Genomic DNA, 21,595 nt, shown 5'->3' with positions numbered 1-21,595 from the left:
AGCGATTCGCTTTGCACTTTATTGCATCCCCATTCGGCTGTTTCCTCGAACGGCGTCATTCGAGCGCCGACAGGGGAGGAACAGCATGATCCATCAACCATTCAGGGCCGGCCTGCTGGCCAATGCCATCCGCTTCAGCCTGCTCGGCCTGATGGGCGCCAGCCCTTTGCTGGTGACCGGCGTGGCGCAAGCCCAGGCGGAAAGCCGGCACTACGAGATCGCGGCCGGCAGCTTGAGCGAAGTGCTCAGCCGTTTCGCCGGCGCGGCTGGCGCAGCGATCTCGTTCGACTCGCGCCTGATCGCGGGGCGCCAGTCCGCCGGGCTGCATGGGCAGTACAGCGTCGAGCAGGGGTTTGCAGTGATCCTGGCGGCCACGGGGTTCCAGGCGGTGCGGCAAGGGAATGGCAGCTATGTATTACTGGCTCGCAGTGAGGTTGGCAGTGCCTTGGAACTGGGTGCCACCAGTATCAGTGCCGCAAGTGACAGGCTGGGACAAACCACCGAGCACTCGAACGCCTATGCAACGGGGGCAATGAGTACCGCGACCAAGCTATCGCTGACGGCTCGACAAACGCCTCAGTCGCTGACGGTGGTTACCCGTCAGCAGATGAATGATCAGAACCTGACCAACCTCGCTAGCGTTCTGGAGCGCACCACGGGCGTTACCCTCAGCAAAACCGAAAGTGACCGCCACTATATCTACGCGCGGGGTTTTGCCATTACCAAGCTGCAGTATGACGGTATCTCGACCCGGGATAATGGCTTTGGCTATGAAACCGACTTGTTGTCCGATACGTCGATCTACGATCGGGTTGAAATCGTTCGTGGAGCCACTGGCCTGTTGAGCGGGAGTGGAGAACCCTCGGCTTCTATCAATCTGATACGCAAACGTCCTACAACTGAATTCCAGGGGCATGTGCAGGGCAGCGTCGGCCGCTGGGACAATTACCGTAGTGAAATGGATCTGTCCGGCCCCCTGTCAAGCGACGGTCGGATTCGCGGTCGCTTTGTCGGGACTTATGCTGACCGTAAGTCCAATCTGGATTATTACGGGAAAGATGCCACAGGCCTGTATGGCATACTCGAAACAGACTTGAGTGATGAAACCCTGTTGACACTTGGTCTCGACTATCACAACAGTCATGCCAGTGGCGTTACTTATGGGGCTCCGGTACCGCTCTTCCATGACAACGGCCAAAAAGCTCATTTCTCTCGTTCGACGACAACGGCCGCTGACTGGACTTCGCTCGATAAAGAAAAAACCGTCGCCTTCGCAAGTCTGGAGCACAGGTTCAACGACAGCTGGCAAGCCAAGCTGCAATATACCCACCGCGAGATCGAGGCCAGTCCGAAGCTGCTGTATATGTATGGCTTTCCCGACGCCACGACAGGCCAGGGTATAGGCGCATTCTCCACTAGCTACCACATCGACACGAAGCAGGACGCTATAGACGCTTATACAACAGGTCTCTTCCCGCTTCTGGGGCGTGGGCACGAACTGGTGTTCGGATATTCTTACAGTCAATACGAGGCAAACTATAAATGGCACCCGCTGTTGGGTTCTGCTCCGCTGGATAATTTCTACGACAGGGATGACTACCCTGAGCCCGTGTTCGGTAAAAACTACAACCGTACTCGCGATTCGAAGTGGCGTGAAACAGGGACTTATGCCGCCGTCCGCTGGAATCTGGCAGATTCACTCAAGTTCATCACCGGCCTCCGGGTGACGGACTCTGACTTCGATGAGGCCTACAGCACGTCTACGACAAAAACCTCTGCCAGCTACAGCAGTGAGCTGACACCTTATGCCGGCCTGGTTTATGACATCACTGACAATCACTCTGTCTACGTGAGTTATACGGATATTTTCCAGACGCAAACCAATAGGGATCGAAGCGGTACGTTGTTGGATCCTGTCACCGGTAAAAACTATGAGGCCGGGGTAAAGAGCGAATTCTATGACGGTCGACTCAATCTTTCCGCAGCAGTATTCAAGGTCAAGCAGGACAACCTTGCCGAGTTCGATACGGTTATCGATGGTGAGAACCGCTACCGCGCAATCAAAGGTGCCACCGTTCGCGGTTATGAATTAGAGGTATCCGGAGAGTTGACCCCGAATTGGAACGTCTCGGGTGGATTCACTCGACGCCTTGCCATGTCCGGTGATGGCACCTCGATTCAAACCATCGAGCCGCAAAACCTGTTTCGACTCACCAGTGCCTACAGGCTCCCGGGTAATCTGAGTTCCATCACACTGGGTGGGCATGCCTCTTGGCAGAGCAGGACCTATGAGAAGGATATCGGCCCGTCTGGCGAAGATGCGCTACAGGAGAGCTACGAGTTGCTCCATCTTTTCGGAATCTATCAGGCCAGTCATAACCTGAGCTTCCAGGCCAATCTCAACAATGTCTTCGATAAGGTCTACTACTCGGGCATTGTCGATGGATATGGCTTATATGGAGATCCACGCAATCTGGCTGTTTCAGCCAAGTACAGTTTCTAGGCAGATACCTTTCAGTATCTTCGCGAAGATGGCTCCGAGGGACTGGCAGGGCTCGCGGTCAATACCGAGGTGGTCCTGGGGAAAAGCTCACCCCGTCGCTCCCGCGCAGGCGGGAGCCTAGGTGCGCAAAGTCAAGGTCGGCGGGTTTCTTCCTACAGTCACCACCGAAGACGGTTGTGCGGATGTCAGGTGGCGGGACGGGGCCTTCGCCGCCAGGGATGGCGGCGTAGAGCTACAGGGATGTATTCATGCGTGCCCCGTCCCGCCACCTGGCATTCGCACAGGAGCGGGCTATTGCATCGGAGCAGTGTCGAGCAGGGCCATCCGTGCTTACTTGTCCCACCCCTGCGGACAATCGGTGCAGCCTGCCATATTGGTGCCCTGGAAGTTGGCGTAGTGGCGGCGGGCGCCGGTGAGGATGGCGTTTTCCAGGTTGGCTTCGCCGAACTTGGCTTCCTGCAGATTGGCGTCGGTGAGGTTGGCGCCCTTGAGGTCGGCCTTGCTCAGCCAGGTCATTTCCAGATCGGCAGCGGTCAGGTTGACGTCATGCATCTTGGCGCCGCTGATACGGGCGAACTCCAGGTAAGCGGCGGAGAGGTCGGCGCCCTGGAATTGTGCACCCTGGCCGAACAGCCCCCAGCCCTGGATGGCGACCAGCCGGGCTCCGGTGAAGTCGGCAACGCGCAGGTTGGCCTGTTGCAGGCTGGCGCGGGTCAGGTTGGCTTTCTGCAGCTTGGCTTTCTCCAGGTTGGCCAGGTCCAGGCGCGAGTGGCGCAGGTCGGCGCCGCGCAGGTCGGCACCGGCCAGGTTCATGTTTTTCATGTCCTGGTTGCTCAGGTTGGCACCACGCAGGTCGGCGTTCGGGCACTGGCTTTCCGGAGCGATACGGCAGCCATTGATGACCAGGGCGTCGCTGTCGTCGGCGGCGAGCGCCATGTGGCTGGTGAAGAGCAGGGCGAGGGGAAGCAGTCTGTGCAATTTCATGGCGATACCCGTTTGTTGTAGTTGTAGGTTCTCTGGGAAAACAGCGGCGATCCGCTGCTTTCCCAGAGAACCTGGCGTGAGCCAGGTTTCTGGAAACGCGCCCCGCAGGGCGCGCTACATCGCTATCAGTTCTTTTCCCAGCTGGGCAGCTTGAACACCCAGAAGGAACCGCCCTGTGCGACCGGCTTGGTCAGTTCGGCCATGTCGCCGCCCCACAGCGGTACGGCCCCGCCGTAACCGGCCGTTACGCCGATGTACTGCTCGCCATCCTGTTCCCAGGTGATGGGCGGGGAGATGATCCCGGTACCGACCTGGAACTTCCACAGCTCCTTGCCGTTCTTGGCGTCGAAGGCCTTGAAGTAGCCGTCGCCGGTGCCGGTGAACACCAGGTTGCCCTTGGTGGCCAGAACGCCGGCCCACAGTGGCAGTTTTTCCTTGTGTTCCCAGGCCACTTTGCCGGTGGTCGGGTTCATCGCACGCAGGATACCGACGTGGTCGTCGAACAGACGCTTGATGCGGAAGCCCTGGCCCAGGTAAGCGGAGCCTTTCTTGTAGCTGACTTCCTCGGTCCAGTAGTCCTCTTTCCAGTGGTTGGCCGGAACATAGAACAGGCCGGTGTCCTGGCTGTAGGCCATCGGGTTCCAGTTCTTGCCACCAAGGAACGGCGGAGAAACTTCGACGGACTTGCCGTGTTTCTCGCCTGGCTCAGGCAGCGGCGGACGCTGACCTTCGTTCTCGACCGGACGGCCGGTCTTCAGGTCGATGTGGCTGGCCCAGGTGATCTTGTCGACGAACGGGAAGGCGTTCTGCAGCTTGCCGTTGTTACGGTCGACCACATAGAAGAAGCCGTTACGGTCAGCGTGGGCGGTAGCCTTGACGACCTTGCCGTTCTTGTCTTTGTAGTCGAACAGCACCAGTTCGTTGTTGCCGGAGAAGTCCCAGGCATCGTTCGGGGTGTGCTGGTAGAACCACTTCACTTCGCCGGTGGTCGGGTCTACGCCAACCTGGCCGGAGGTGTAGAGGCTGTCGTAGTCGTGCGGGTTGCCGCCGTCGGAGGTACGCGCCCAGCCGTTCCAGGGTGCCGGGTTGCCGGTACCGATGATGATGGTGTTGGTTTCGGCATCGAAGCTGGCGCTCTGCCACGGTGCACCACCGCCCTGGCTCCAGGCTTCTTTCTTGCCGGTCGGATGGTTTGGATCATCCGGCCAGGACGGAGCCTTGATGTCGCCGGTCGGTGTGCTGTCCTTGCCGTTCAGGCGGCCCATGTGGCCCTCGACGAAGGGGCGCATCCAGAGTTCTTCACCGGTGTCCGGGTCGCGGGCGAAGAGCTTGCCGACTACGCCGAACTCGTCACCGGAGCTGCCGTGGATCAGCAGGGTCTTGCCGGTCTTGCTGTCTTTGACCAGGGTCGGGGCGCCGGTCATGGTGTAGCCAGCGGAGTGATCGCCGAACTTCTTGTTCCAGACGACCTTGCCGGTGTCCTTGTTCAGGGCTACGACGCGCGCGTCGAGGGTGCCGACGAAGATCTTGTCGCCATAGATGGCGGCGCCGCGGTTGACCACGTCACAGCACGGACGGATATCGTCGGGCAGGCGGTGGTTGTAGCTCCAGAGGCGCTTGCCGGTCTTGGCGTCGAGGGCGAACACGCGGGAGTAGGAGCCGGTGACGTAGATCACGCCATCATGGACGATGGCCTGGGATTCCTGACCGCGCTGCTTCTCGTCACCGAAGGAGAAGGACCAGGCAGGTGTCAGTTTGAATACGTTCTTGTCGTTGACCTTGGCCAGTGGGCTCCAGCGCTGTGCGTTGGTGCCGAGGCCGTATTGCAGGACGTCCTTCGTGGTGACGTGGTCGTTGGCGATGTCCTCCCAGGTGACAGGCTTGGCGTTGGCTGCACCAGCCAGGCCCAGAGTACCGGCCAGTGCCAGGCACTGAACGGCAAAGGCGAGGGGGCGTTTGCTGCTGGGTAACGATTTTGTTGTCATGTTCTGGTTCCCATTATTGTTCGAACTAGGCCGCCATTGCTGGCTGTACAACGACTTCCAGTAGCGTTGTTCACCGGTCTTCCACGCTGGCCTACCACCTGGAGGTCAGCCTTTCCCGCCGGTTCGCAGCGTTGCCTGCGAAGTTGCCACGTGGCCTGCATCAAGCGGCCTGGCAATTCGATATTGGAACCTTGCTCATCGTCCGGATACGGAATTATTCCCGCGAACTTCGGGAAAAATTCCCAATCCGGACGTGATTTGGAATTGCTACTTAGGTAGTGCTACCGGGGGTGTGAAATCTACTCCCTTGCGCCTATACCAAGGGAGCAGGGGTCGACCACCAAAGCAGCATTCTGGCGCTTCCCGCCTCCTTTCTAAGATGTCTGCCATGCGCTGCACAGGGCTTCTGTCCCTCGGCGTGTGTGCCTTGCAGGAATCCCGAAAAGAAGGTGGTAGTCATGAACAAGAAGAAAATGTTGCGCGCACTGTTGGCCGCAGGTGCACTGAGCGCTACCGGATTAGCCCTGGCACATGGAGATATGGTGCCGCAAGCCGTGAACACTGAAGGACTGACCCCGCTTGGCAAGGAATGGCTGGACGAGAACCCCTACCGTGGCGACTCCCCCGAGCACGACCTGGCGGTGGACATCGGTTCTTCCGCCTACAATCAGAACTGTGCTCGCTGCCATGGTCTCGAAGCCATGTCCGGTGGTATCGCACCTGATCTGCGCGAGCTGGAAGCCAATATCAACGGCGACGAATGGTTCAAGGAACGCGTCATCAATGGTGCGGTACGCGACGGTGCGGTCTACATGCCGCGCATGGCTGACCACCTGAACCAGGAAGCCTTGTGGGCCATTCGTACCTATATCGAGAGTCGCGTCGGCAAGTGATCGCGGTTCGAGGATGGTTGCATGTCCAGATACCTGCTGTTTCTGCTGCTGGTGAACGTGCTGGGGAGTGCCTGGGCCACCGGGACTGACCCTCTGCAATCGACGATGTGGGACTACCACTATCAGCGCCTGCTGAATGGGGAGCCTTACGTCTTCGATGAGCGGGTCAAGGTACTGACCCCGCCGTTCGCCGAGGATGCGCGGCAGGTGCCGATCCAGGTGGATGCCCGCCAGGTGCCCGGTGAAGTGGTGCGCATAGAGGCATGGGCCGAATTGAACCCGATTCCTCGCATCTTCACCTTCCACCCCGGCGAGCAGGTCCTGCCGGTGGCGGCGATCCGTATTCGTGTCGAACAGGCAACGGCCATCCGCGCGGCGGTGCTGACGCGCGATGGTGTCTGGCACATCGGTTCCGCCCGTGTGGATGCGGCAGGCGGCGGTTGTACGGCGCCCAGCGTGGTGCGCAGCCAGCCAGGTTGGGAGAAGCACCTGGGCGAAGTGCAGGGCGGCCGTTTCGAGCGTGCCGACAGCAGCCGCCTGCGGCTGCGTATTTCCCATCCGATGGACAATGGACTGATCGGCGGCATCCCCGAGTTTTTCCTCAACCAGGCGCAATTGCGCAATGAGCACGGCGAAGCCCTGGCCACCCTCGAACTCTATCCGGCTGTCAGTGAAAACCCGACCCTCAGCCTGGAGCTGAAAAGCCAGGACGCGGCGCGGTTGTGGCTGCGCGATAACAATGGCAACGAATTCGAGGCGACGTTCTAACGCGCGCTTTGCGTAGGGTGTGCGGCGTGTACCGGGGGATTGGCGATGCGATCTCTGGTACGCACGGCGCACGCTACTTCCAGGGGCAATCGGCGATGTGGCTGGCGTGGCGGTTTGGTCGCGACATGCGGCTGCTCCATCGAACGGGGAGGCTTCATGCGTTCACTACTTCATTTCACCTTTCTGCTGTGCCTCGCCACGCCCGCGTTGGGCGAGCTGGAGTACCGTCTGCAACCGCGCCAGATCGCCGAGAACACCTGGCTACTGGAAGGCAGTACGGACGATTTCGACCGGAAAAACGGCGGCAATATCGTCAACACCGCGTTTATCCTGACCTCCGCCGGGGTGGTGGTGATCGACACCGGGCCTTCCCGCCGTTATGGCGAAGCCATGCGCCAGGTGATCGCCGAGACGACCGGCCAGCCGGTGGTCAAGGTGCTGCTGACTCACCATCACCCGGACCATGTGCTGGGCAACCAGGCCTTCGCCGAGGCGCCCATCGCCGCTCTGGCCGGTACCAACCAGTTGCTGCGCGAGCAGGGCGATGCCATGGCCGAGAACATGTACCGTCTGGTCGGGGACTGGATGCGCGGCACTGAGCTGGTCCTGGCCAACGAAGTGCTGGAGCCGGGCGTGCTGCAAGTGGGAGATCATCGTCTGCGCCTGCTGTCCCTGAGTGGGCATACCGGCGCCGACCTGGCCATCCTCGATGAAACCACGGGCGTGCTGTTCGCTGGGGATCTGGTGTTCTATCAGCGCGCCCTGACCACGCCGAACTCGCCGGGACTGGATGTCTGGCTGAAGGACATCGACACCCTGGCGGCGCTGCCCTGGCGTTTGCTGGTGCCGGGGCATGGCCCGGTGGCGAAGGACGATACGCCCTTCGTGCAGATGCGCGATTACCTGGGTTGGCTCGACATGGTGTTGAACGATGCCGCCGTGTCCGGTGCGGACATGAACGAGGTGTTGCGCACGCCGATACCGGAGCGCTTCGCCGCGATCAGCCTGACCCGCTACGAACTGATCCGCACCGTCAGCCACCTCTATCCGACTTATGAACGGCGCGTACTGCGGGCGTCAGAGGGCTGACTCCCGGTGTGTATCGCTGCCGCCTTCAGGCAGCATGGTCCTTTGGTCGTAAGACCTTTGCCGGACGCCCCGGGCGAGGATAGGCATTATTGTTCACCCATTCCCTGTGCCGATACCGAGATGGAGCGACCATGACCGATAGCCTTGCCCGACTTAGCCGCAACGCCCTGTTCCTCGCCGTGAGTGCCGCCGTTTCCGGGCAGGCGCTGGCCCTGGAGCTGGAACTGGACCCGCTGGTGGTCAGCGGCTCGCGCAGTGCGGCGTCGAGTTTCGATCAGCCGTTCTCGGTCGACAGCGTCAGCGCACGGCAGATTCGCGACGGGCAACTGGGCATCAACGCCTCGGAAGCGCTGGCCCGTGTGCCTGGGCTGGTGGTGCAGAACCGGCAGAACTATGCGCAGGACCTGCAGATATCTTCTCGTGGCTTCGGTGCCCGCTCGGCCTTCGGGGTGCGCGGCATCAAGCTGATCACCGATGGCATACCGGCCAGCACCCCGGATGGACAGGGCCAGGCGGCGACCTTCAACCTCGACACCGCAGAGCGCATCGAAGTCTTGCGTGGGCCGGCCTCGGTGCTCTACGGCAGCAATGCCGGGGGCGTGGTGCAGATGTTCTCGCGGGACGGGCAGGGTGCGCCGCGCATCGGTGCCAGCACCCTGTTCGGCAGCGACGGCCTGCGGCGCAACCGCCTGAACGCCGAGGGCGAGGCCAATGGCGTGGGCTTTCTGTTCAACGCTTCACGCCTGGACACCGATGGCTATCGCGATCACAGCGCCGCCCGCCGCGACCAGGTATTCGGCAAGCTGAGCTTCACCCCGGACGACGACAGCCGCCTGGCAGTGGTCTACAGCAGCCTGGAGCAGAACGGCACCGATGACCCGCTCGGTCAGAGCTGGCAGGCCTACAAGGACGATCCGCGTTCGGTCACGCCCAATGCGCTGCTGTATGACACGCGCAAGAGCATCGACCACCAGCAACTCGGCGTGAACTACGAGCGCGATTTTGGCGAAGCGACGCTGCAAGCCACGCTCTATGGCGGCAAGCGCCATGTGATCCAGTACCTGGCCATTCCGGCTGGCCCTCAGGGCAATGCGCGCCACGGCGGCGGGGTAGTGGATTTCGAACGGCATTTCCACGGTGGCAGCCTGCGTTGGCTGCAACCCTTGCAGAGCCGCATCGGTGACCTGCGCCTGGCCCTGGGATTGGAGTACGACCGCAGCCAGGATGACCGCCAGGGCTACGAGAACTTCCTTTCCAGCGGCCAGGTGGGCGTCAAGGGCCGTTTGCGGCGCGACGAGATCAACACGGTGACCAGCCTCGATCCCTATGCTCAGTTGACCTGGCAGGTGGGCGACTGGACCGTGCAGGGCGGGGTGCGCTACAGCAACGTCGAGATCGAGGTGGACGACAAGTACATCGCGGGCCTGAATGGCGATGACAGCGGCACCCAGCGCTACCGCAAGGCGACGCCCTCGCTCAGCGTCGGTTATGCCTTCACACCCGAGCTGAACGGCTATGTCAGCGTCGGTCGCGGTTATGAAACGCCAACCCTGGGCGAGCTGGCCTACGGCCTGGACAGCAGCTTCAATCGCAACCTGTCGCCTTCCCTCAGCACCCAGTACGAGCTTGGCCTCAAGGCGCTGCTGGGCGAGCGTGCGCGCATCAATGCGGCGCTGTTCCAGATCGACACCGATGACGAAATCGTCGTCTCGGGCAGTCAGGGCGGTCGTACCAGCTACCAGAATGCCGGCAGGACGCAGCGTCGCGGCCTGGAGCTGGGCCTGGAAGCGCAACTGCACTCCCAGTGGACCGTCAGCCTTGCCTATACCTACCTGCAGGCGGTCTACGACTCTTCCTTCAACGCGGGCGGCAACCGTATCGACAGTGGCAACAACCTGCCGGGCGTGCCGCGCACCACGCTGTTCGCCGAGCTCAACTGGGAGCCGCTGGAAGGCTTCAACACGGCCGTGGAAGGCTTGTACCGGAGCAAGGTCTATACCGAGGACAGCAACCTCGCGAAGGCCGCGCCGGCCTATGCGGTCTTCAACTGGCGTGCGCAACTGGAGCAGCGCCTGGGGAACTGGCGCTTGCAGCAGACCCTGCGGCTGGACAACCTGTTCGACCGCCAGTACGTCGGCTCGGTCATCGTCGGCGACAGCAACCAGCGCTACTACGAAGCAGCACCGGGCCGCTCGTGGTTTGCCGGGGCGGGGGTCGAGTATCAGTTCTGATGCGAGAGGCGCGGCTTGGTTCGTTATGCAAAGGCCATAGGCATCTGGCGCTATCTGTCCGAGTCGAATGCACCCGGGTTGGCAATATTGTCTGGGCTTTTGGTGTACACCCGTGGCTGGGGCGGTGGCCGGGCCACCGGTTGCGCCCTTACGGCGCCTCACTTTTTCTTGCTTGCCCAAGAAAAAGTAAGCAAAAAGAAGGGCACCCCAAACATACGGCCCCTGCGCTCCGGGGTTCCCTCGCTCCATCGCCGTTCCAGGGGCACGCCGCGAAGGGCCATCCATGGCCCATCGCGCCTCTCGCGGCATCCCTGCCGCTCAACCCCTTACACGACGATTCCGCTCGGCCTCCTGATGGGGGTGGTGAAGCGGGCGGTGACTGGACGAACGAATTAAACCAACTTGATTGAAGTTTATATTTAGACTGGAGCGATAGAGGATGTTACAGACGCAGCATCCCCACCCCCTTTCAGAAGGCTGAACGCAGGCATTGCGTAGGGGAGCGAGTGGCATGGATGCCACGAGAGGCGTAAAGGGCCAGGACGGCCCTTGTACGCCGGCCCCCGGAGCGATGCCAGAGTGAAGGAACCCCGGAGCGCAGCGCAGGGGCCGTATGACTGGGAGCGTGTTTCTTTGCTTCCTTTCTTTGCACGAGCAAAGAAAGGGAGGCGCCGTAAGGGCGCAACCGATGGCCCGGCCACCACACGTGTCATGGGTGTACGCCAAAAGCCCAGACAATATGCCAATCCGATCGCAAGACCGCTCCTTGGCGGTTATAGCGCGATTGCCTTGCCAATTCCCCTGGTCTGCCTTGAGTGCATGGATGCAGCAGCGCAGAATGTGCGGCCCGAGCCGGGCATCGTCCATTGCGCTGCCTGCATCCTGTCCTCGATACCCAGGAGTCCCGCATGTCCTTTTTTAGAACCCTGATGTTGGCCGGCGCCCTTGCGCTGGGTGGGCAGGTCGCACCGGTGCTGGCGGATGAGGCGACCCATGTGCGCAATGCCAAGGAGTTCCTGCAACTGGCGCGGGCGCAGCAACTGGCTACGCCGGTCTATGCGCAGGTCCAGGGCATGTTCGCCGAACGCTACGCCCAGTTGCAGGGCGGTCAGGAGCAGCAGGCGCTGCTGGACAGCTACCAGGCGCGCGCCAACGCCGCGCTGGACAAAGCCATCGGCTGGGACAAGCTCGAACCCGAACTTGTGAAGCTCTACACCCGGCAGTTCAGCGAGCAGGAGTTGCGCCAACTGATCGAGTTCTACCGTTCGCCGCTGGGGCGCAAGGTGCTGACGCAACTGCCCGAACTGAACATGCGCTCGGCGCAGATCACCCAGGACAAGCTGGAAGCGGCCGTACCCGAGGTGAACAAGTTGCTGGATGACATGAGCAAGACACTCGACACGAGGAAGAAGTGACCCATGGCCAAGATAGACAGCATCCGTACGACCCTCGACGCCCAGTTGCAGCCCGAGCACCTGGAGGTGTTCGATGAGAGCCATATGCACAGCCGTGGCCAGGAAACCCATTACAAGGCCGTGGTGGTCAGCGCCTCGTTCGACGGGCTGAATGCGGTCAAGCGTCACCAGCGCGTCTACGTAGCGATGGGCGAGCTGATGGGGCAGATTCACGCGCTGGCCGTGCACACCTATACGCCGCAGGAGTGGAGCGAGCAGAAGGTTGCCCCGGCTTCGCCGACCTGTCGCGGCGGGCATGCCTGAATCCCGACCCGCTCGCCGCCAGGCAGGGGCGAGCGGTTACTTCTCCGTCGCGCCGTCATGTTATCGTCGCGCTTTTTCCGCAGGCCCATGGAGTTTCGATGAAGTTCATCCACCAGCGCGAGTATCTCAACGAAGATGACATCGTGCTGATCGAGTGTTCGAAGCCGTGCAACATCCGTCTGATGAACGATGCGAACTTTCGCAGCTTCAAGAATGGCGGGCGGCACACCTACCACGGCGGTGCGTTCGATCGCTTTCCGGCGAAGATCGTGGTGCCCAGCAGCGGTTTCTGGAATATCACCCTGGATACGGTCACACGCCGTGCCATCAGCGTGACGCAGAAGCCCAGCGCGTTGAAACATTCGATCAAGATCATGCGCCGTTCCGCGGCAGGCCCGCGTTAAGAGGCTGTGCGCGCTCTGCGGTGCTGCAGTCCGCCCTTTGCGAGGGCGATTACCGAGGATTACCCGATGACGGAAAAAATCGTCGTGGCGGCGATGTATAAATTCGTTGCCTTGCCCGACTACGAGGCTCTGCGCCAGCCCTTGCTCGACACCCTGTTGCAGCAGGGGATCAAGGGCACCCTGCTGCTGGCGGAAGAAGGCATCAACGGCACGGTGTCGGGCTCGCGGCAGGCGATAGACGCCTTGCTGCAGTGGTTCGCCAGGGACGAGCGCCTGGCCGATATCGACCACAAGGAATCCTTCTGCGACGAGCAGCCGTTCTACCGCACCAAGGTCAAGCTGAAGAAAGAGATCGTCACCCTCGGCGTGCCGGGCGTGGACCCCAATCGTCGGGTGGGCACCTATGTCGAACCCGCCGACTGGAACGCACTGATCGATGACCCCGAGGTGCTGCTGATCGACACGCGCAACGACTACGAAGTGGCCCTGGGCACTTTCGAAGGCGCCGTCGATCCCCAGACCCGTTCGTTCCGCGAATTTCCCGAGTACATCAAGGCCCATTACGACCCGACCCGGCACAAGAAGGTCGCGATGTTCTGCACGGGTGGCATTCGCTGCGAAAAGGCGTCGAGCTACATGCTCGAAGAGGGCTTCGAGGAAGTCTTCCACCTCAAGGGCGGCATTCTCAAATACCTGGAGGAGGTGCCACAGGCGCAGACGCGCTGGCGTGGCGACTGCTTTGTGTTCGATAACCGCGTGACGGTTCGCCATGACCTGGGTGAAGGGGATTTCGAGCTTTGCCATGCCTGCCGCATGCCGGTTTCCGTCGAGCAGCGGCAGTCGGAACATTACGTGACGGGCATCAGTTGCCCGCATTGCTGGGACAGCCTGAGCCCGAAGACCCGGGCCAGGGCGCAGGAGCGCCAGCGTCAGGTCGAGCTGGCGCGTCAGCGTGATCTCGCGCATCCGATAGGACGCGATCCACGCCGCAACGAAGAGTGAAGGAGTCCGCCATGAGCGCCCAACTGATCTATGTGATGGACCCGATGTGTTCGTGGTGCTGGGGCTTCGAGCCGGTGCTGCAACGGCTGGGCGAGCAGGCGGCGCGGGCCGGGGTCGGCCTGCGGCTGGTGGTCGGTGGCTTGCGCCGCGAGCAAGAGCCGATGGACGCGGTGGGGCGCGAGCGCATCCTGGGCTACTGGCGCGATGTGCAGGCGGCGACCGGACAGGCATTCGATTTCACCTCGGGCCTGCCACAGGGGCTGGTGTATGACACCGAGCCCGCCTGCCGTGCGCTGGTCACCGCACGCGGCCTGGATGCCGCGAGTGCCTGGCCGTTGGCGCGCTCGATCCAGAAGGCCTTCTATCAGGATGCGCTGGATATCACCCAGGCCCAGGTGTTGCTGGGGTTGGCCACGGAACTGGGCTTGCCGCGCGAGGCCTTCGCCAGCCGCTTCGACAGTGTGGCGGCGCGGGAGGAAACGCAGCAGGATTTCGCCTGGGCGGGCAACCTGGGTATCGCCGGTTTCCCGACATTGCTGGCGAAGCGTAAAGGCGGTTATGCCCTGGTGACCAATGGCTACCAGCCCCTGGAGGCCCTGGAGCCATTGCTGGGCCGCTGGCTGGAGCAGGGTGGGCATGCCTGAAGGGTTGAGCTGGGCGAACATCCGCACCCTGGCGCTGAAGCATAGAAAGGCGCTGGTGCTGGCTAACCTGGTCGCGGTCCTGGCGACGCTGTGCAGCGTACCGATTCCCCTGTTGCTGCCTCTGTTGGTGGATGAGGTCCTGCTCGGCCAGGGTGGCTCGGCCGTCACCTGGATGAACCGCCTGCTGCCGTCGGCCTGGGAGAACGCCATCGGCTATGTCGGCCTGATGCTGGTGCTGACCTTGTTGCTGCGTGGTGCTTTCCTGATCTTCAGCGTCCTGCAGGCCTGGTTGTTCGCGCGCTTGTCCAAGGATGTCATCTACCGCATTCGCCTGCGCCTGCTGGAGCGCCTGAAGTGGATCGCGATGGCCGAGTACGAGAGCCTCGGCGGCGGCACGGTGACCACGCACCTGGTCACCGATCTGGAAACCCTCGACAAATTCATCGGTGAAACCCTCAGCCGCCTGCTGGTCGGTGTGCTGACGATCCTCGGTACGGCAGCCATCCTGCTGTGGATGCACTGGCAACTGGCGCTGCTGATCCTGTTGTTCAACCCATTGGTGGTGTACGCCACGGTGCAATTGGGCAAGCGCGTGAAACACCTGAAGAAGCGCGAGAACGACAGCACCGCCAGCTTCACCCAGGCGCTGACGGAAACCCTGGATGCCATCCAGCAGGTGCGTGCCGCCAATCGCCAGGGTTACTTCTTCTCGCGCCTGGGCCAGCGTGCCCACCAGGTCCGCGATCATGCGGTGGCCTCGCAATGGAAGACCGACGCCTCCAACCGTGCCAGCGGCCTGTTGTTCCAGTTCGGTATCGATATCTTCCGCGCCGCGGCGATGTTGACGGTGTTGTTCTCGGACTTGTCCATCGGCCAGATGCTGGCGGTGTTCAGCTACCTCTGGTTCATGATCGGCCCGGTCGAGCAGTTGCTCGGCCTGCAATACGCCTTCTATTCCGCCAGCGGTGCGTTGAAGCGGATCAACCAGTTGCTGGCCCGCGCTGACGAGCCGAGATATGCCTCGGTCAGCGATCCGTTCCGGGGGCAGCGAACGGTCGGTGTCAGTGTGCATGGGGTGTCGTTCTCCTATCAGGACGAGCAGGTGCTGGATGGCCTGGACCTGGAGATCGCGGCGGGCGAGAAGGTCGCCATCGTCGGTGCCAGTGGCGGCGGCAAGAGCACCCTGGTGCAGTTGTTGCTGGGGCTCTACCAGCCGCAGCGTGGTGAAATCCGCATGGGCGGGGTGCCGCTGGAGCGGATTGGCTACGAATGCGTGCGTGAGCATGTGGCGGTGGTGCTGCAGCATCCGGTGCTGTTCGACGACACGGTGCGGGCCAACCTGTGCATGGGCCGCGAGCGCACGGACGAAGCGTGCTGGGAGGCGCTGCGTATCGCACAGCTGGAAGACACCGTCGCACGCCTGCCGGCAGGCCTGGACAGTGTCGTCGGGCGTTCGGGTGTGCGCCTTTCGGGCGGCCAGCGCCAACGCCTGGCGGTCGCCCGTATGGTGCTGGCCGATCCGCACGTGGTGATACTCGACGAGGCAACCTCAGCCCTGGATACCGCCACCGAGCACGCCTTGCACGAGGCATTGGAGCGCTTCCTCCAGGGGCGCACGACGCTGATCATCGCCCACCGTCTGTCGGCCGTCAGGCAGGCCGAGCGTGTGCTGGTGTTCGATGGCGGGCGCATCGTCGAGCAGGGCGAGCACCAGCAACTGATCGACGAGGGCGGGCTCTACGCCAGGTTGTACGGCCACTTGCAGCACTGAGCGGACGGGCCGCGACCCATGGGTCACGCAGCCCCGTACAACCATCGGTGCCACGATATTGGCACTTGTCCCTGTAATTTTTCTGGCGAAAGTGGCGAAATGCCACGCTTTGCTGATTAGAATACCCCACTTTGGTGCACCTACTTTCGTAGTATGCGGTGCTGATCTATCGGCGAAATAGCACGATTTCAGGGTATTTATGATGCGATCTCTGGTTGGCATATTTATCGACCTGGGCGTCGGCAAGAAGCTGCTGCTGGGTTTCGGCGTGGTGTTGTTGCTGACCCTCGGGGTCGCCTTCACCGGGTTCTATGCCGTCAGCGGCATCATCGGGCGAGCCCAGCAAGTGGACGAACTGGCGCATGTGAATGCGCTGATCCTCTCGGCCCGTGGCCAGGAGCGCGACTTCGCCCTGACCCGCAACCCCGCTTCGGCGGCGGCGCTGCGTGACTCGCTGGCCGGGCTCGATAAGGCGTTGCAGGCGTTGGGCACTATTTCCTCCCGTAGCGAACAGGCCGACCTGGCCGCCATCGCCTCGGCGGCGAAGGAGTACGGGCAGCAGTTCGAGCGCTATGGTGCCTTGATCGAGCAGGTCGCCAGCCTGCGCGAGCGCATGGACGAGTCGGCGCAGAACAGCCGTTATGAGTTCGAAGGCATCGAGCTGGAAATGTACGATGCCGTCCGCGCACTCAGGCTGGAGGGCGACCGCCTGCGCGGCAGCGATCCGCTGACCGTGGCCGAGGCTGCCTCCGGCCTGACCAAGAACATCCTCGACCTGCGCACCTTCGAGAACGTCTATGTCGGCAACGCGACCCAGGAAGCCGTGGACAACTGGAACGAGGTCCACGTCAACGTCATCGATGTAGGGCGCAACCTCAAGCGCTGGCTCAACGAGAGCCAGTCTGCCGCGATGGATACCGCCCTGGCCGAGCTGGAAACCTACCGGCAGAATTTCGCCGCTTTCCGTGAAGTCAGGGAGCAGCGCATAAGCCTGGAGCAGGCGCTGGCCGAACACTCCGCGTCGGTGATCGCTTCGGTCGAGCACAGCGTGGAGCGGGCGACGCAGGACATGCGCGAGCAACGCCGCAATGCCTACCTGCTGCTGTCGGGTATCGCCGTGCTGGCCATCGTCATCGGCATGGTCGCGGCCATCTCGATTACCCGCACCATCACCGTCCCGCTACGGCGCACGGTGCAACTGGCCCAGCGCGTGGCCGAGGGTGACCTGAGCGAAGCATTCGTGGCGGTCCGGCGTGACGATGAACTGGGGCAGTTGCAGCGGGCCATGCAGGGCATGACCGAAAGCCTGCGCAACCTGATCGGGCGTATCGGCGGTGGCGTGGCGCAGATCGCATCATCCGCCGAGCAATTATCGGCGGTGACCGCGCAGACCAGTTCCGGCGTGCAGAGCCAGCGCATGGAAACCGAGCAGACCGCGACGGCCATCCACCAGATGGCCGCCACGGTGCAGGAAGTGGCGCGCCATGCCGAACAGGCTTCGCTTGCCGCCCGGCAGGCGGACGACGAAGCGCGTCAGGGCGAGGCCGTGGTGCGCCAGGCCATCGCTGAAATCGGCCGCCTGGCCAGTGAGGTCGAACAGTCGGCCGAGGGCATCGAGGCGCTGGACGCCGAAAGTGGGCGTATCGGCAGCGTGCTGGAAGTGATCCGTGCGGTGGCCGAACAGACCAACCTGCTGGCGCTGAATGCGGCTATCGAAGCAGCCAGGGCTGGTGAGCAGGGGCGTGGTTTCGCCGTGGTGGCCGATGAGGTGAGGGCGCTGGCGCAACGCACCCACGAGTCGACCAAGGAGATCGAGACGCTGATCGCCAGCCTGCAACACCTGGCGCACCAGGCGGTCGAGCAGATGGGCAGCAGCCGAGCGCTGACGCAGAACACTGTCGAGCTGTCCGAGCAGGCCGGCGCCGCACTGGGGCGGATCACCGGAGCGGTGTCCACCATCGAACAGATGAACCAGCAGATCGCCGCCGCCGCCGAAGAGCAGGGCGCGGTGGCCGAGAACATCTCCGAGAGCGTGACGCGGGTTCGCGATATCGGCGAGCGCAGCGCCGAGGCCACCGAACAGACCGCCGGTGCAAGCGCTGAATTGGCGCGCCTGGGAGGGGAGTTGCAGGGGTTGGTCAGGCAGTTCCGGGTGTGAGGGAGAGTGCCTTTCAATGTCTTCGTAGAGGTCGCTAAGCCACTGCCGGCGATTGCATGCATGGCTAGGCTACCCGGACATCCGCGCACCTGGACCCCCGCCTTCGCGGGGGCGACGGCTTCCCCCTTGTGTTCCTAACCTCTGTCATTCCCGCGCAGATGGGAATCCATGCAGTGGTGGTAGCGCCACCTGTCTTGCCGGCAAGCGCTACACGTTGAAAGGCATGGTTCCAGGCTCATGAGCCAGGCCGCCAATCTCCGGCTCTCGCTTTCTGTTCGTTCAGGCTGGCAGCAAGCGCCAGCAGCAGTGCGGCAGCGGCCAGTCCACCCGCCAGCCAAAGATTGCCTGCCAGGCCAAAGCCATCCACGGTCCGGCCTCCCGCCCATGATCCAAGTGCAATGCCGATATTGAAGACGCCCACATACAGCGCGGTGGCGATCTCCACGGCGCCCGGTGCGGCTTTTATCATCCAGGTCATCAGGCCGACCGAAACCCCGCCATAGGCCAGCCCCCAGGCCAGCAGCACCGTACCTCCACCGATGTGGGTGTTGCCAACGGTCAGGAACAATACCGGCGTCAGCAGCAGCCCCAGTGCAATCGCCATCACGGTCCATGTGGTGCGCCGTGCCGCGACGATGCCCGCCAGGAAGTTGCCGGCAATGCCCGCGATGCCATAGGCGAACAGTAGAGCGCCGATCCATTGCGCATCGAATCCAGCCACCGACAGCAGCAGCGGGCGCACGAAGGTGAAAACCATGAAGTGCCCGGCCACCAGCAGCAGCGTCAGGAGCAGTCCGACTTGCAATGTGTGATTGGCAACAAGTTGTTCACCGAACTGGCGCAGGGTGGCTGACCGGGCAACGGGCAGCGCCGGAATGACGGCAAGATGAAGCGCCAGCACCAGTCCACTGAGCAATGCCATGCTGCCGAAGGCCCAGCGCCATCCGGCAAAATCGCCAATCACTGCTCCAAGTGGTACGCCCAGCACCGACGCGGCCGCCACTCCGCCAAAGATGATGGACGTTGCCAAACCAACCGCGTGTCCCGGAACGAGCCGTGCCGCCAAGCCGCCGGCGATGGCCCATATGCCTCCCATGCAGAAGCCGACCAGCACGCGTGCGGCCAGCATCCAGCCCAGGCCAGGGGCGAGTGCCGATGCCGTATTGGCGATCATCAACAGCCCCAGCAGCCCGCACAGAATCCTGCGTCTATCCATGCCGCCCGATGCGATCACCACCAGCGGTGCGAACAACGCCGCCAGCAACGCGGGCAACGAGATCATCAGACCAGCAGTTCCGGTGGAAATGTCCAGGGTGTCAGCGATGGGGGACAGCAGGCCAACCGGGAGCATTTCCGTAGTCACGACGGAAAACGTGGCAAGTCCGACCGCTGCCACGGCCAGCCAGGGGGGGCGAGGCAAGGCGCCTGCGGATACCGATGCGGGTGTGCTCATGGCTCAAGTCCTTGAAATGAAGAAACAGGGTGAGTCGCCATCACGTGGCATCCGATCCAGGCAAACCATGTGCGCGCAGGTGCCGATGCCCCCACAGCGCCACGAGCAGTACCACTGCACCCGCACAGAGCGCGACGGTGAACCCGGCTCGTGCTCCACCGCCATCCACCACTTGGCCGGATACCGCCGCGCCCAGCGCCACGCCGACATTCAGCCCGGCCAGCAGCCAGGTCATGCCTTCGGTCAGGCGTCGCTCGGGCACCAGGCGCTCGACCAGCGACATGGCGATGATCATGGTCGGTGCGAAGAACACTCCCGCGACCAGCACGGCTCCAGCCAGCGCGGCGATACTGCCGACTAGCAACAGGGGCAGCGTGGTCGCGGCCGTTGCCAACCCGGCCAGCAGCAACAAGCGATGCAAGGGTGTCTGCAGTTTGAGTGCGCCGAACAGCAGCCCGGCCAGGCAGGAGCCCACGGCATAGGCCGATAGCACCAGACTGGCCGCCGCCGGTCGGCCCAGGTGTTCGGCAAAGGCCACACTCACGATATCCACGGTGCCGACGATGACGCCCATTGCCACCATCAGCAGCGCCAGCCGCCGCACGTTTGCCAAGCGGATTACCGATCCCGCACCTTCCGTGGCAGCGTCTTGCGCCTCGACGGGCGGTTCGGTGCCACGTTGCACGACTAGCGCGAAGACGCCGAGCATCAGCAGCAGCGCCGCCGCCAGTGGGCCGGCCTGGGGCGCCAGCGCCACCGACAACCCGACTGACAGCGGCGGCCCGGCGATGAAGGTGACTTCATCGAATACCGTTTCCAGCGAATAAGCCGTTTGCAGGTGTGGCTGGCCGCGATACAGCGCCGTCCAGCGCGCCCGGACCATCGCCGACAGGCTGGGCATGAAGCCGGCCAGTATCGCTCCAATGAACAGCGTCCAGTCCGCTATCTGCCAGTGCGTGCAGGCCAGCAGCCACATCATGCCCAGCACGCTGATGGCGGTGGCGATGGGCAGCACGCGACGCTGGCCATGCCGATCCACCAGCCGCGAAATCTGTGGAGACAACAGCGCATAGGTCAGCACGAAGGTGGCCGATACCGCCCCGGCCAGGGCGTAGCTGCCACGCAACTGCGCCAGCATGGTGATGATGCCGATGCCGGCCATGGGCAACGGAATGCGTGCCACCAGGCCGGCCAGGGAGAAGCCCTTGGTGCCAGGCATGGCGAATAGCTCGCGGTAGGGGTTGAGCATGGGGTGGCATCTCCTTTGGCGCCGGGATTGCCAAGACAGGCTTCGCTGGCAACAATACATACAGGTCGTATGATTGAAACTCTATATTCATACGTTGTGTTTGTAAACAATCATGCAGTCCGTATGAAAGGAGAGGCCAATGGTTCGCCGTACCCGCGCAGAGACGGAAGAAACCCGCGTCACGCTGCTGGCGACAGCACGGCAAGTTTTCGGTGAGCGGGGCTATGCCGACACCTCGATGGATGATCTCACCGCACAGGCGAAGCTGACCCGGGGGGCGCTCTATCACCACTTCGGTGACAAGAAGGGATTGCTGGCCGCAGTGGTGGAGCAGATTGACGCCGAGACGGATCAGCGCCTGCACGCCATCTCCGACACCGCCGAAGACGCCTGGGAAGGCTTTCGCAACCGCTGCCGCGCCTATCTGGAAATGGCGCAGGAGCCGGAAATCCAGCGCATCGTGCTGCGTGACACCAGGGCCGTGCTGGGCGGTGCTTCGCCGGAGTCGCAACGCCACTGCATCCAGTCCATGCAACGGCTGCTCGACAACCTCATGCGGCAAGGGGTGGTGGACGAGGCCGATCCGCAGGCGCTGGCATCGCTGATCTACGGCAGCCTGGCCGAAGCGGCGTTCTGGATCGCAGATGGCGAAGACGGCAATACGCGGCTGGCGCAGGGCATTACAGCACTGGAACTGCTGCTGCGTGGCTTATTGGCCAAGCGCTAGCCTGCGCGGGGCCGAT

17 protein-coding genes and 1 pseudogene are annotated in these 21,595 nt (G+C 62.7%); 14 read left to right on the top strand and 4 right to left on the bottom strand.

Annotated features, from left to right (window positions below):
* Positions 1–85: 85 nt before the first annotated feature.
* The gene (locus tag HW090_RS01955; RefSeq protein ID WP_179111898.1) at positions 86–2,503 is read left to right on the top strand and encodes a TonB-dependent receptor; all 2,418 of its coding nucleotides are present in this window, start codon (positions 86–88) and stop codon (positions 2,501–2,503) included.
* A gap of 330 nt (positions 2,504–2,833) precedes the next feature.
* Here the strand turns inward: HW090_RS01955 and HW090_RS01950 are convergent, their stop codons facing one another.
* Entirely contained in the window at positions 2,834–3,487 is a 654-nt protein-coding gene (locus tag HW090_RS01950) for a pentapeptide repeat-containing protein (protein ID WP_179111897.1), read from the bottom strand.
* 125 nt (positions 3,488–3,612) lie between these two features.
* Entirely contained in the window at positions 3,613–5,472 is a 1,860-nt protein-coding gene (gene exaA / locus HW090_RS01945; protein WP_179111896.1) for a quinoprotein ethanol dehydrogenase, read from the bottom strand.
* 458 nt (positions 5,473–5,930) lie between these two features.
* On the opposite strand from exaA, the gene pedF reads away from it, so the two are divergent.
* From pedF to HW090_RS18065, 12 genes and pseudogenes are all read left to right on the top strand, one after another.
* Positions 5,931–6,365, top strand: a complete 435-nt coding sequence (gene pedF, locus HW090_RS01940) for a cytochrome c-550 PedF (RefSeq protein WP_179111895.1) — start codon at positions 5,931–5,933, stop codon at positions 6,363–6,365.
* A gap of 21 nt (positions 6,366–6,386) precedes the next feature.
* Positions 6,387–7,133: a quinoprotein dehydrogenase-associated SoxYZ-like carrier gene (locus HW090_RS01935; protein WP_179111894.1), complete on the top strand. Its 747-nt coding sequence runs from the start codon at positions 6,387–6,389 to the stop codon at positions 7,131–7,133.
* A gap of 156 nt (positions 7,134–7,289) precedes the next feature.
* On the top strand, positions 7,290–8,222 hold the full coding sequence (locus tag HW090_RS01930) for a quinoprotein relay system zinc metallohydrolase 1 (protein WP_179111893.1): 933 nt from the start codon (positions 7,290–7,292) through the stop codon (positions 8,220–8,222).
* Positions 8,223–8,353: 131 nt separating this feature from the next.
* Positions 8,354–10,453: a TonB-dependent receptor gene (locus HW090_RS01925; protein ID WP_179111892.1), complete on the top strand. Its 2,100-nt coding sequence runs from the start codon at positions 8,354–8,356 to the stop codon at positions 10,451–10,453.
* 908 nt (positions 10,454–11,361) lie between these two features.
* Entirely contained in the window at positions 11,362–11,868 is a 507-nt protein-coding gene (locus HW090_RS01920) for a DUF2059 domain-containing protein (protein ID WP_179111891.1), read from the top strand.
* A 3-nt stretch (positions 11,869–11,871) separates the two neighbouring features.
* Positions 11,872–12,171, top strand: a complete 300-nt coding sequence (locus tag HW090_RS01915; protein WP_179111890.1) for a BolA family transcriptional regulator — start codon at positions 11,872–11,874, stop codon at positions 12,169–12,171.
* A 98-nt stretch (positions 12,172–12,269) separates the two neighbouring features.
* Complete coding sequence (locus HW090_RS01910; RefSeq protein WP_179111889.1) at positions 12,270–12,575, top strand: DUF1883 domain-containing protein; 306 nt, start codon at positions 12,270–12,272, stop codon at positions 12,573–12,575.
* Positions 12,576–12,641: 66 nt separating this feature from the next.
* Positions 12,642–13,577, top strand: coding sequence for a rhodanese-related sulfurtransferase (locus HW090_RS01905; protein ID WP_179111888.1), 936 nt, complete (start codon positions 12,642–12,644; stop codon positions 13,575–13,577).
* Between the two features lie 11 nt (positions 13,578–13,588).
* A complete protein-coding gene (locus HW090_RS01900) occupies positions 13,589–14,221 on the top strand; it encodes a DsbA family protein (protein ID WP_179111887.1) in 633 nt (210 codons plus the stop codon).
* Positions 14,214–15,992 (top strand): ABC transporter ATP-binding protein, encoded by a 1,779-nt coding sequence (locus tag HW090_RS01895; protein ID WP_179111886.1) that lies wholly within the window; start codon positions 14,214–14,216, stop codon positions 15,990–15,992. Before HW090_RS01900 ends, HW090_RS01895 begins: the two co-directional genes overlap by 8 nt.
* A gap of 199 nt (positions 15,993–16,191) precedes the next feature.
* Positions 16,192–17,244, top strand: a pseudogene (locus HW090_RS18070) (methyl-accepting chemotaxis protein); the annotation flags it as partial.
* Between the two features lie 33 nt (positions 17,245–17,277).
* The gene (locus HW090_RS18065; protein ID WP_373416377.1) at positions 17,278–18,150 is read left to right on the top strand and encodes a methyl-accepting chemotaxis protein; all 873 of its coding nucleotides are present in this window, start codon (positions 17,278–17,280) and stop codon (positions 18,148–18,150) included.
* Positions 18,151–18,385: 235 nt separating this feature from the next.
* Here the strand turns inward: HW090_RS18065 and HW090_RS01885 are convergent, their stop codons facing one another.
* Both HW090_RS01885 and HW090_RS01880 read right to left on the bottom strand, forming a co-directional pair.
* Positions 18,386–19,603, bottom strand: coding sequence for an MFS transporter (locus HW090_RS01885; RefSeq protein WP_179111885.1), 1,218 nt, complete (start codon positions 19,601–19,603; stop codon positions 18,386–18,388).
* Between the two features lie 40 nt (positions 19,604–19,643).
* Positions 19,644–20,852, bottom strand: coding sequence for an MFS transporter (locus HW090_RS01880; RefSeq protein WP_179111884.1), 1,209 nt, complete (start codon positions 20,850–20,852; stop codon positions 19,644–19,646).
* 139 nt (positions 20,853–20,991) lie between these two features.
* Here HW090_RS01880 and HW090_RS01875 point away from each other — a divergent pair, with 139 nt between their 5' ends.
* Positions 20,992–21,579 carry a TetR/AcrR family transcriptional regulator gene (locus HW090_RS01875; protein ID WP_179111883.1) on the top strand — a complete coding sequence of 196 codons (588 nt, stop codon included), beginning with the start codon at positions 20,992–20,994 and terminating at the stop codon, positions 21,577–21,579.
* The last annotated feature ends 16 nt before the right edge of the window (positions 21,580–21,595 follow it).

This window comes from Pseudomonas sp. ABC1, assembly GCF_013395055.1.
GTDB lineage: Bacteria > Pseudomonadota > Gammaproteobacteria > Pseudomonadales > Pseudomonadaceae > Stutzerimonas.
This window is presented reverse-complemented; position numbering and strand designations above follow the sequence as displayed.

Excerpts from the sequence above, each read along its gene's own strand:
- HW090_RS01900 (WP_179111887.1), top strand. The coding sequence starts at position 13,589 with ATGAGCGCCCAACTGATCTATGTGATGGACCCGATGTGTTCGTGGTGC.
- exaA (WP_179111896.1), bottom strand. The coding sequence starts at position 5,472 with ATGACAACAAAATCGTTACCCAGCAGCAAACGCCCCCTCGCCTTTGCC.
- HW090_RS18065 (WP_373416377.1), top strand. The coding sequence starts at position 17,278 with ATGCAGGGCATGACCGAAAGCCTGCGCAACCTGATCGGGCGTATCGGC.
- HW090_RS01935 (WP_179111894.1), top strand. The coding sequence starts at position 6,387 with ATGTCCAGATACCTGCTGTTTCTGCTGCTGGTGAACGTGCTGGGGAGT.
- HW090_RS01920 (WP_179111891.1), top strand. The coding sequence starts at position 11,362 with ATGTCCTTTTTTAGAACCCTGATGTTGGCCGGCGCCCTTGCGCTGGGT.
- HW090_RS01875 (WP_179111883.1), top strand. The coding sequence starts at position 20,992 with ATGGTTCGCCGTACCCGCGCAGAGACGGAAGAAACCCGCGTCACGCTG.
- HW090_RS01955 (WP_179111898.1), top strand. The coding sequence starts at position 86 with ATGATCCATCAACCATTCAGGGCCGGCCTGCTGGCCAATGCCATCCGC.
- pedF (WP_179111895.1), top strand. The coding sequence starts at position 5,931 with ATGAACAAGAAGAAAATGTTGCGCGCACTGTTGGCCGCAGGTGCACTG.
- HW090_RS01885 (WP_179111885.1), bottom strand. The coding sequence starts at position 19,603 with ATGAGCACACCCGCATCGGTATCCGCAGGCGCCTTGCCTCGCCCCCCC.
- HW090_RS01910 (WP_179111889.1), top strand. The coding sequence starts at position 12,270 with ATGAAGTTCATCCACCAGCGCGAGTATCTCAACGAAGATGACATCGTG.
- HW090_RS01895 (WP_179111886.1), top strand. The coding sequence starts at position 14,214 with ATGCCTGAAGGGTTGAGCTGGGCGAACATCCGCACCCTGGCGCTGAAG.
- HW090_RS01915 (WP_179111890.1), top strand. The coding sequence starts at position 11,872 with ATGGCCAAGATAGACAGCATCCGTACGACCCTCGACGCCCAGTTGCAG.
- HW090_RS01925 (WP_179111892.1), top strand. The coding sequence starts at position 8,354 with ATGACCGATAGCCTTGCCCGACTTAGCCGCAACGCCCTGTTCCTCGCC.
- HW090_RS01930 (WP_179111893.1), top strand. The coding sequence starts at position 7,290 with ATGCGTTCACTACTTCATTTCACCTTTCTGCTGTGCCTCGCCACGCCC.
- HW090_RS01950 (WP_179111897.1), bottom strand. The coding sequence starts at position 3,487 with ATGAAATTGCACAGACTGCTTCCCCTCGCCCTGCTCTTCACCAGCCAC.
- HW090_RS01880 (WP_179111884.1), bottom strand. The coding sequence starts at position 20,852 with ATGCTCAACCCCTACCGCGAGCTATTCGCCATGCCTGGCACCAAGGGC.
- HW090_RS01905 (WP_179111888.1), top strand. The coding sequence starts at position 12,642 with ATGACGGAAAAAATCGTCGTGGCGGCGATGTATAAATTCGTTGCCTTG.